The sequence below is a fragment of the Geobacillus zalihae NBRC 101842 genome (genome assembly GCF_001544135.1).
In the GTDB taxonomy this organism is placed as follows: domain Bacteria; phylum Bacillota; class Bacilli; order Bacillales; family Anoxybacillaceae; genus Geobacillus; species Geobacillus zalihae.
Genome location: NZ_BCPV01000045.1, coordinates 20,972 through 30,983, shown reverse-complemented (window position 1 = coordinate 30,983; position 10,012 = coordinate 20,972). Strand labels below are relative to the sequence as shown.

Below are 10,012 nucleotides of genomic sequence, written 5' to 3'. Positions count from 1 at the left end.
GTTAAATCCTCCCTCTCTTAAAAAAAGCGAATTGGAAGAAACTAAATCAAACGAAAAATCACTTAAAACTCTACTGAAGGCAAAAGAAAACCTGAACGATCTTAAACAGAAGCTGATGGAAAACCCGAAAAAGAATAAAAAAGAATTGGAACGCCTACAACGCATAGAATCGAAACTAGAAGTGAGCATTCGAAAAGCAGAGAGACGAGAAATCGCAAGAGCGCTAACTTCATTAAAAAAAGACCCAAAACGAACCGTTTTTCGTTTAGTGGAAGCTAAAGACAGGTTAATGATTTTGAAAACAAAACTACAGGAAAATCCTCGGCGATACAAAGCCGAATTGCAGCGAATGGAGAAACTAGAACAACGGCTGAATCAAAAAATTGAAAACGCTCGGTTAAAAACACTTAGAAGAGCCATCATGTATATTGAAAAAAATCCTAAACGATACAAGGAAGAGCTTCAGCGCTTCAACGAATTGGAAGCAAGACTGAAACAAGAGTTAGAAGAAAAACGAACGCAGGAAAAAGCTAAAACTAAAGAAAAGGATTTAGAGTTAATCCGATGACCCTTTTCTTTTATACACCAATCTGAGAAGCCGTTTTTTAGGTAATTTTATTTTTGCTTCTGTTAAATTTTAATGTTGATTTTTAAACCACAGAAAAAGACCGAAATCAATCGGTCTTTTTGTATGTTCACCTCTCTGATCCTCTTTCTATTGCTTTCCATTCATTCCGATAATCCTACCTATTTTATAAATAGATGAATGAATAAAACATTCAATTTGAATGAATATAGAATGATAATACCACTAATAAATGAATAATGAATTTAAAATAAATTAAATATGAATTAAAAATAATAGTGAATCTTATATAAATTAAATTCGCATTTAAAATACATTCAAAAATATTTATTTTTTAAATTCATTTTGATTGATTATATAACATTAATGCTTTATAATGTAGATAAGAATTAATTATAAATTTAATTTGAATGTAAAATGAATTATTAGGGGGAGTTTAAATGAAATTAGTGGTGGCTAATGATATTGGGAATTCGGAAACAAAAATGATCGTGAACGATACGCTCATAAAACAACCATCGGTGGTCAAACGTCTGTTATCCAAGCCAAATGTGATGGAAACAAATGTGGAAAAAAACATTGCTAATTTGTTGGATGAATTGATTGTTCATGTAACAAGTAACGCTATTAAACGAAGTGGCCTATACTTCATCGGAAAACGCGCCAATATGACGGCCGATAAAGTAGAAAATATGAATATCAAATTAGGGAATAAATCAAAACACGATATTCCAGTCCTAATGACGCTATCGATGCTTGCTGCTCGATCAGTTCAATTGGCATATCAAGAAAATCAAGAGCTTCCTCCATCAATTTCAGTAGATGTCTCAATGACAACAGCAATCCCTGCGTCAGAATATAGTGCCGATCAAGCCAGATACCTTGAAGGACGTTTCACTAGCAACGATCATGTGGTGATTGTATATGTCGGAGAAACTCCTGTGACCGTCACACTCCATTTTCAGACTGTGAAAGTCACTCAAGAAGGCATTCCAGCTCTATATGCCTTATTGGAAAGTGAGAATGAAATTCTGAAGAATTATAACGAGCACTATAAAAAACAAGCTGTGCCAAAAGATTTCGCTAACAAACGAATTCTCCACGTGGATATTGGCGATGGAACAACGGAATATATCTATACTGTTGGAATGAATCCTGTAACAGATGTTTGTTCAGGGGAAAAACGAGGAGTGGGTCATGCCACGGAAGAAGCTACTCAATTGCTGAAAGAGGAAGTTGGCGGCTTTTTGAACCTAAACCGCCAGCAGTTTATGGACATTTTTAGAGATCCATCCCATCATCTTCACAATTTAGCCGTTCGCTTCATGCAAGAAGCACGGTATTCGCAGGCTCAACGTATTCTAGAAGACATTCAAGAAAAATACAGCGACATCGCCGGAAACGTGGATGTAATTGCCGTGTATGGTGGAGGCAGCATCCAGTTCAAAGAAGAGCTATATGAGGAGCTATTGGACTTTGCAAATACCGTACACTGTGAAGTCCTTTGGATTCCAGAAAAATATGCCGTGGACATGAACGTAAACGGGTTGCATGTCATTAACGAAAAAATTCTATTTAAGCAACACGCTTGATCGAGGTGAGTGATCGTGGCAAAACGAAAAATCGTCACTTGGAGGGTGGCTGACACCCCCCAAAGTGACTTGATTAATGAATGGCTGGACAAGCAACAAAATATTCAAGTCTCTCTTACTAACATTGTTTTACACATGATTAACCGTTTCGGAATCAAAGACATCATGGATTACGATATACAAAGAATACTATATCAAGAGTTTTCTTCCGGTACATCCAAAGAGAACAGAACAGCGAAATCCTTAAACAATCCAGACCCGAAAAAAGACCGAGATAAAGAAAACCAAGATGATGATAATGATCTCTATAAAAACGTGGATATAAACAATCTTTTCTAAACAGGCTGACCAAGGTTTTGACCTTTAGGTCAGCCTGTTTTATATTCACCATATTTTCCATTTCAGTGTTTGGATTAAATCCCGAATCGCTGCTGATTCGGTAATATTTTTTGTCTGACAATATTGTTTCAACAACTGATAACTCTCATCGTCCAACCGGACGGTTACACGATGCGATAGCGTATTTTCCTCTTTAGGGCGTCCCTGTTTTAGCTTTTTCCGTTCATACGTTAAATCATCATATACCACGACATCTAAATTTGAGGAATCTCACGAATCAGGCGCAAATATTCTTGTTGTAGCTCCCATTTTTCCTTTTCTGTAGACGTTCGGCGTTGGGCAAACTGGGATAAGATCAATACCTGAAAATCATGTTGTTCATAGCATCGTCCTTCTCTCATAGAAATCACCTTTTTTGTCTGACGTAAATTTATTTCTATATTATCACAAAAAAATAGAATGCGGGACATCACCTACTACGACATATAAAACGAGGACTACGCTCTTTTATTTAACACCTAAATTAATCTTGATCCCTCCACTATATTTCAGTTGGGACGCTGTCTTTGGTTTCGGTCGTTGTTCTTCCTTCGGCTTCGCTGGCTTCAACGACTGCATAAATTGCGTGAACGATTGCGCTTGTATCACCCGAAACGGATAACTCCCGTCTATCGCATACCGATGTTCCGATATGATTAGAACGATCGGAAAAACGGGCGGAGGGTCGGCCGGCTGCCACGGTTCCTGCGTGATTATTCTACTCTGATAAAGTTCCTCGTATCGCTTTAGCTTTTGCGTCATGACTTTTTGCGAATAGAACGTATTTTGCACCTCGATGAAAAACGGAGTCCGGCCGGTCATGCCGTGCTTGCGGAATATGCAAAACACGTCAGGCTCAACCGTTCCTTTGCCTCCGTACTTCGGCTCGACTTGAAAGACGTCAAGTGTTCCGTGACGAAGAATGTCTTTATATACGCCCAATATCGCGAGGTAATGGCCGATTTTGGCGGAGTCTTCGCTTAACGCCGTTTCTCTGCTTAAGTACAAATAAGGCGCCCCGAATTTCGTTGACCGGCGAATATGCCCGTCGGTAACAAGGCGTTTTAATACGGCGTTTGCGCTGTTAATCGGGCGTTTTAAATGACTGAAATGCAACTCCGCAATCGAATCACGGTCCATGACTCGGAATCTATTAATATCGGCGATAATCGCTTTGTCGCGTTGTGATAACCGCATTTTACAGACCTCCTAAAATTTCATCTTCCGTCAGCTCTACCGGACGAGAGCCGCCAGCGTTTTTCGGTTTATCAACGATATACGAAGGTAGTTGCACGAGTACGTAAGCAAACGACCGTCATAATCGGCGTATATCGCGTTTTAGGAGGCGTGGAATTATTTAATATTCCCCCGACTTAAAGACGTCTCTACGCGCCTGTTAGACGCCTTAAAACGAGTGTGTCACACCTCAACGCCCTTAATTCGTGCGACAGCCTGCAATAACGGCGCAAACATGTCTTCGCTGTCAAACGCTGGCTTGCGCTGGCTTGTCGGCTGGCTGGCGCTGGCACTCGTCGGCTCTTTCGTAAAGTCGTACCAAATCAATCCGACCGGTTTGTAGTCGGCTTGTTTGCGTTGTTGGGCGCGAGCTTTTTCGGCTTTGGCCTTCGCTTTTGCACGTTGCATTAGGTCGTCGAGTGTTTTTTCGATATAAGCAGACAAGTATGTAATTCCGATTGGGCTTCGTTTTTGCGCTTCGTTTACCTTAATCGCAACATAACGAACAATTTTTTCGGCTGTATGTAGCGTCTTATTAATTATGTTTTCGTCTTGTTTATCGGTTTTAGAATACGAGTTTTCTTGGTCGGACACTTCGGCCGGTTTCTTGTCGGACACTTGTGCGACAACTTCAACGTCCTCAATCGGCTGAATGACGATCGCGTTCGCTGTTTGGCGCATGTCGGACGGGCGCTTCATTTCGTATTGGCGAATAAATCCGTTTTTTTCGAGCCATTGACAAACGCGAGTCACCGTTTTGTCGCTAATGCCGAGGTCGGCGGCGATTTTGCGTTTGCCTTTCCACGACACGCCGATAAATTTACATGAATGGCGCTTTAAATATTCAAGGATAGCGAGCGCGTTTTGTTTACCTTTATAGTCCGAGCGCTTGATTCGTTTTTTGTAGCGATAAACTGTTTTGTTGAGTTCTTCGACCGATTTAAAAGATTGCAAGTTTGCGAGTGTTTCTTCGCTAAAAATGATTTCGATTGCTTTTTTGGCCATTTTCTCTCGTTTCCTCCCTTTTGTTGTCGGAAACGAAAAAGGACACGCGTTCGCCGTTGAACAAGGCAAACACGTGTCCCGAAAATGTGCCAAAATTAACCCCTTGCGTTACTAGCGCATAACCTGTACAATATAGACATAAGCATAGTAACGAAGGGATTCTCGACAGGTGTTTGCCCTGCGGCACCAGGGCGAACGGTGTAAGGGTGTTGCCGCACCACTTACACACGTTGAGAATCCTTTTTCATTTCCGTCCTTATTTAGTTGTCTCTATTGTACTACTAATCTTCGAGTCGCGACAAGGTCTATTTTCCAAAAATTCTCGACAGCCATCCCCGTTTTTTTGTCCTCTTGTCCTCTGTTGTCTTGTCCTCCGTGGTCGCTGCTATTTCCAATGTGACCTTCTCTTGTTTTTGCGTTCCTTCAATCATCGCTCTTTTTTGTTCCTGTAGTGCTCGAATCGATTGCAGAAGCAGCTCATCTCGTTTATTCAATCGTTCATCTATATATTTCTGTTGCGCTATCACTATTTGTTTGAGTTCCTGGATTTCTTTCAGCAACGCTTCATATTGACGATCAATGCGACCTATATCGCTTTCGTCTATCATTTTCAACTCATTTTCTAGTAGTGTAGCGACTTCCGATTCGATACGAATCGGGTCAGATGCGTCATTTTTTTGTTCACTGACAAGCATTGATGCGATTCGATCTACTGGCATCCCTGTATCATTGGACATTTCTTTCATACGTTCAAATATTTGAATATCCTTATCGGTAAAGATACGAAATCCTTGATCGTTCTTTATGAATGTATAACCTGCCTTTTCGAGCGCTTGAGCATATTTGCGAACGGTTGGAGTCGCTATACCAACGATATTCGCTATATCTTTTGTGGAATATTCCTTCATTCGCATTCGTCTTCGCCTCCTCATACGATATACATTCGATACAATCCATATGGAATCCTTTATAACAAAGGGTCTAGCTTGTCGCCGTAGTGTGTCATAGCGCGAGGTACATCTGACTCCCGGGCGATGTCCTCCGTTTTCTGGACACCACTAACGACTTTGTTCGCCGCGCTTTCAAGCGTCATTCTCTCGTCTTTAGCGCGACAATGTCTGTCCCCGTGTCTTCGAGCATAGCGCTCCATTTCCACTAGGTTGACGCAGCGATCTCCAAATCACTTGGACAGGTAAATATTGTATATTGTTTTTAAAACTGGTATAATTAGATTAACTTTAGGTTTAAAGTTAATCAAAAATCAAGGTGAAGGGTTGGGTATATTGGTATGAGATTGACGATCTCCATCAATCGTGAAATCAATGAGTTAATCGGGAAGATTGCTGAACAAATGGGAACAAGCAAGAGGAACGTTATCGCGTTTGCCTTGGCAGAAATTCTGCAAAAAGGATATAGTTTCGAGCAACTGGAAGCGTTGAGAGAAAAGATCAATCTCGATTCGCAGACAACGATTTTTTTGACGGAGGAAATGGCGCAAAAGATTGAACAAATCGATCGTTTTGGTTTATCAAAAAGAACTTTTTTTGGGCTGCTAGTTTCTGATTATTTTAAAAAGAACGAAAAAAATTTTTCCTTAGCCGGAGATATAGAAGCCAAAGACAACGATGTAAGTCGTGACTATATCAACACCAATATGGACGAGGAGCTAAAAAAAAAAATAACTGATTTCTGTAAGTCGAACTCTATTGCAATGAGTTTCTTGTTTTCGTATTATCTCTTGGCTAAGAATGTGCAGATACGCCCGTTCCAAATAAAGAAACGAGAATATCTGCATCTAAACATGAATGCGCTCGCCAAAAAAATGCTAGATAAAAAAAGTAGTGACATCAACGTAACTAGGCAATTTTATTTACATTTGGTTGCCTTGCAAATCTGTGAGGATTTCAATTTGTAATTTTAAAAAATAGCGAAAAAATTCGCTATTTTTTATTTACATTTTTCTTCGATTATTATATAATTTTAATATAATCAAAAAGAAAAAAATAACCCATATTTGGAAAGGGGAGGAATAATTGTGTTTGACCAACTTCGAGGGCTATTGAATTCTTTGTTCGGAGACATTACGTCTACATTTATCACTTTGTTCGCCATTGGGATTCTTATTTGTGGTCTATTGGCGGCATTTGGTGGAGAAGAAAACCAAGCAAAGTTCAAACGGGGGTTGTTTTTGTGCATCTCTGGGTTGATTGTGTTTTTGCTTGCCCGCCCGATCGTGTACTACTTCCAAAGCAACCTCTAATCGGAGGGGTGAATGAATTTGGCATATGAAACACAGTCGATCGCTGAACGAAGGGAACAGTTGCGGGAAGAGGGGAAGATAGAGCTACCTCTAAACGTTGATACCCGAAAGTATTTACTCTCTTTCATTCGGTATCGAGACGTGCTGATCTCCCTTCCTTTATTGATTGCTGGCATTGTGGCTCTGTATATCATCCATCGAACGGGAATCGGCATTAATTCGCAAAACGTGATTGTCTGCTTTGCGCCCTGGGCAACGTTCTTACTGTTGCTGACGATTCAACATCCCGATCGGAAGAACATTTCGTTTTTCGAACACCGGATTGTTTGGCGCATTAAGTACAACAACCGTCAAAAACTGTTTGTTTACACAAAGGGTGATCTGATGGGAAAGAAGAAGGAAAAAGATGTTCGTGAACAGCTCGGCATTTCTAACATTTATTCGGATTGCTATGAGACAACGGATAAAAGATTAGTTAAAGTGATTAAAGTGTCGAGCATCAATCTTTCGTTGTTGAATAACAAAGAGAAACGCATGATTTTTCAAGCATACGAAACGTTCCTCAACGATCTTCCAAAAAATCTGACGCTCCAAATCAGCCAGATCGCGCAACCAGTCAATTTGAAAAACTACTTCCTGTTCATCCAAGAGCAGACATCCCAAGAACAAGATATGGCGAAAAAATTGTTGGCGAAAGGATATCTTGATTTTATCGACGATATTCAAAAGTCTAAGAACATGGTATCTCGAAACCGATATGTCATTATCTCAAAACCGTTTACAGTGCAAAACAGAGAAAGTGTACTAGAGGAACTCGACAGACAAGCAAGAATCCTTGTTTCTCAAATCGAGAATATGCTCGGCGGTCGCTTTCAGCTGAAAGCAGAAGTCTTAAACAACGAAGAGTTATTCCATCTCATCTACACCTGTGTTGACTACGAAAATGCACAAGTCAATGCGGAAATCAAAACAAGTACATTCCCGATCACACTGGGGGAAGAGACATATATCGAGATGAAAAAGAGATGGGAGAAAGAAGTAACGGAGAAAATTATTTAAGCCAGGGGGAAGGACGATGAGACTTACACTTCCTTTTTTCCGAAAAAAGAAAGAAGAGAGTTTGGAGGAATCGTATTACAACGCTAATGAACATATTTTGAATTTGCTTTCTCCTGACAGTATCGAAGAAAAAGAGAGTTATGTTCGTTCGGGTACGAACTATACCCGAACACTTGTTGTTGTAGAGTATTCGTCCATTATTGTGCAGGAATATGTTCAACGCCTAAATGATCTGAGTGATAACATCAGCGTCATTCAGTACATCACGGAGTACGATTCTTCAGAAGTGCGGAGACATTTATCGGAAAGCATTAAGCAAAACAGTCAGAAACTATATTCCAAATACGTCAATGATGCAGGAAAAGCTGAAGTACAAGCGCAGATCGACAGTGCTAGAATGTTGCTTCATCAGCTGAGTTTCAAGAACGAAAAAATGTTCATGTTTCAAATGCTGATTCACATTGTTGCAAACGACCTGAAGGAGCTGGATGCGCTGACTCAACAAGTGAAAGCCATCGTCGGGCCATTTGCCAAAACATTAACCCCAACAACCAGAATGAAAGATGCGTTTGATAGCTTCTTGCCAATCGGCAAAAACAAAGTATATGACTTGACATATCGCCCGATGAACGCTGAAGCCGTTTCTTATTTCTTTCCGTTTCATGAAAATGAGATTTTCGACGAGAAAGGTATCATCAAGGGAAGAAACATGACAACCGGAAATGTGGTAATTGTGGACGACGATTTGTTGTTAAACCGCCATGAATTTGTCATTGGGATTTCCGGTTCTGGAAAATCCACCTATATTTTTCAAGATATGATGCGGAAGTACATGTTAGGACGCAGAATCATTGTGATCGACCCGAAAGGAGAATTCGGGGAGGTATTTCGTACACTTGGCGGTGAGTGGGTGAAAATCAGCCTAAAAGGCGGGAACATCATCAATCCGTTTGACATTCCAAAGAATCAACATGGAACAGAAGAAGGAAATCCACTGATCGCTAAAATCAGTACCTTGTTGACGATGTTCCGCCTCATGTATCCGCAGATGACGGATTTGCAGGAAGATGTCTTGTCGAAGTTATTAATTGAGCTGTACGCCAAGTTTGGCATCACGGAAGAAACAGACGTAAACGCATTAACGTTAACGGACTTTCCGATTATGGAAGACTTCTATCATTTTCTTGAAGAAATCAAGGAAACAAACCCTGAAGAGTATGAGCACGTAAGGGACTTCCATACCACGTTGCACGCTTATGCGAAAGGAATGTTTGCCAAAGTGTTTAATGGGCATACCAATGTGGATGTGTCGAATCCACTTGTTGCTTATGATATTTTTGACCTCCAAAACCGGGAAAAAGCACAACGAGTAGTATACTTCAACCTATTATCTCATATCAACTATGACATCTTGAACGGTGACCGGCATCCAACGCAAGTGTATATTGATGAGGCGCATATCATCGCTGACCCAAAAGTGCCTCTGGCGATGGAATATGTGTATTTCATGATGAAAGTATTGCGGTCGTTTAATTGCGGTGTAACTCCTGCTACCCAGTCGATCAAAGACTTCCTTTCTGCAAAAGATGATAAACGAAACTATGGGGAAGCTGTCATTTCACAAGCTATTCAACGTTTGTATTTGCCGATGCAAGAAGTAGAAATCAACTTCCTGGAAAAAGATCTTGGGCATCAATTCTCTGAAGAGGAACGAACGACATTAACGGTCGTTGAGGGGCGAAAAGACGAACAAGCAGGTAAGGGCATCTATTTTGTCGGCTCGAAAAAAATCAAATTGGAAGTGCAGCTGACCGATATTGAAAAACAACTATGGTTTGAACGAAAGAGTTTAAGTGAGTTGATCGTATGAAAGATGTCATACGCTCTCTACTTCTT

General features: G+C 40.5%; 10 protein-coding genes. 7 read left to right on the top strand and 3 right to left on the bottom strand.

Annotation, left to right across the window (positions count from 1 at the left end; all coding sequences use genetic code 11):
- The 3 genes from GZ1_RS19305 to GZ1_RS12525 form a co-directional block, all read left to right on the top strand.
- The coding region (locus tag GZ1_RS19305; RefSeq protein ID WP_060788581.1) for a V-type ATP synthase subunit I domain-containing protein at positions 1-568 on the top strand (568 nt) is incomplete at its 5' end.
- Between the two features lie 458 nt (positions 569-1,026).
- A complete protein-coding gene (locus GZ1_RS12530) occupies positions 1,027-2,178 on the top strand; it encodes a ParM/StbA family protein (RefSeq protein ID WP_060788579.1) in 1,152 nt (383 codons plus the stop codon).
- A gap of 15 nt (positions 2,179-2,193) precedes the next feature.
- The gene (locus tag GZ1_RS12525) at positions 2,194-2,517 is read left to right on the top strand and encodes a hypothetical protein (RefSeq protein ID WP_255211293.1); all 324 of its coding nucleotides are present in this window, start codon (positions 2,194-2,196) and stop codon (positions 2,515-2,517) included.
- A gap of 507 nt (positions 2,518-3,024) precedes the next feature.
- On the opposite strand, the gene GZ1_RS12515 is transcribed toward GZ1_RS12525, so the two are convergent.
- The 3 genes from GZ1_RS12515 to GZ1_RS12505 all read right to left on the bottom strand — a co-directional run bounded on the left by GZ1_RS12515 (position 3,025) and on the right by GZ1_RS12505 (position 5,711).
- Positions 3,025-3,753, bottom strand: coding sequence for a replication-relaxation family protein (locus GZ1_RS12515; protein WP_060788577.1), 729 nt, complete (start codon positions 3,751-3,753; stop codon positions 3,025-3,027).
- A 222-nt stretch (positions 3,754-3,975) separates the two neighbouring features.
- Positions 3,976-4,797: a helix-turn-helix domain-containing protein gene (locus tag GZ1_RS12510; RefSeq protein WP_060788576.1), complete on the bottom strand. Its 822-nt coding sequence runs from the start codon at positions 4,795-4,797 to the stop codon at positions 3,976-3,978.
- A 305-nt stretch (positions 4,798-5,102) separates the two neighbouring features.
- Positions 5,103-5,711 carry a DUF3967 domain-containing protein gene (locus GZ1_RS12505; protein ID WP_255211292.1) on the bottom strand — a complete coding sequence of 203 codons (609 nt, stop codon included), beginning with the start codon at positions 5,709-5,711 and terminating at the stop codon, positions 5,103-5,105.
- Positions 5,712-6,085: 374 nt separating this feature from the next.
- On the opposite strand from GZ1_RS12505, the gene GZ1_RS12500 reads away from it, so the two are divergent.
- The 4 genes from GZ1_RS12500 to GZ1_RS12485 all read left to right on the top strand — a co-directional run bounded on the left by GZ1_RS12500 (position 6,086) and on the right by GZ1_RS12485 (position 9,986).
- Positions 6,086-6,712 (top strand): hypothetical protein, encoded by a 627-nt coding sequence (locus tag GZ1_RS12500; protein WP_060788575.1) that lies wholly within the window; start codon positions 6,086-6,088, stop codon positions 6,710-6,712.
- A gap of 120 nt (positions 6,713-6,832) precedes the next feature.
- Positions 6,833-7,057 (top strand): hypothetical protein, encoded by a 225-nt coding sequence (locus tag GZ1_RS19645; protein WP_008881746.1) that lies wholly within the window; start codon positions 6,833-6,835, stop codon positions 7,055-7,057.
- A 12-nt stretch (positions 7,058-7,069) separates the two neighbouring features.
- The gene (locus tag GZ1_RS12490) at positions 7,070-8,116 is read left to right on the top strand and encodes a TraC-like domain-containing protein (protein ID WP_060788574.1); all 1,047 of its coding nucleotides are present in this window, start codon (positions 7,070-7,072) and stop codon (positions 8,114-8,116) included.
- Between the two features lie 16 nt (positions 8,117-8,132).
- The gene (locus GZ1_RS12485; RefSeq protein ID WP_060788573.1) at positions 8,133-9,986 is read left to right on the top strand and encodes a VirB4 family type IV secretion system protein; all 1,854 of its coding nucleotides are present in this window, start codon (positions 8,133-8,135) and stop codon (positions 9,984-9,986) included.
- Positions 9,987-10,012 lie beyond the last annotated feature (26 nt).

Excerpts from the sequence above, each read along its gene's own strand:
- GZ1_RS12500 (WP_060788575.1), top strand. The coding sequence starts at position 6,086 with ATGAGATTGACGATCTCCATCAATCGTGAAATCAATGAGTTAATCGGG.
- GZ1_RS12515 (WP_060788577.1), bottom strand. The coding sequence starts at position 3,753 with ATGCGGTTATCACAACGCGACAAAGCGATTATCGCCGATATTAATAGA.
- GZ1_RS12490 (WP_060788574.1), top strand. The coding sequence starts at position 7,070 with ATGAATTTGGCATATGAAACACAGTCGATCGCTGAACGAAGGGAACAG.
- GZ1_RS12510 (WP_060788576.1), bottom strand. The coding sequence starts at position 4,797 with ATGGCCAAAAAAGCAATCGAAATCATTTTTAGCGAAGAAACACTCGCA.
- GZ1_RS12485 (WP_060788573.1), top strand. The coding sequence starts at position 8,133 with ATGAGACTTACACTTCCTTTTTTCCGAAAAAAGAAAGAAGAGAGTTTG.
- GZ1_RS12505 (WP_255211292.1), bottom strand. The coding sequence starts at position 5,711 with ATGCGAATGAAGGAATATTCCACAAAAGATATAGCGAATATCGTTGGT.
- GZ1_RS12530 (WP_060788579.1), top strand. The coding sequence starts at position 1,027 with ATGAAATTAGTGGTGGCTAATGATATTGGGAATTCGGAAACAAAAATG.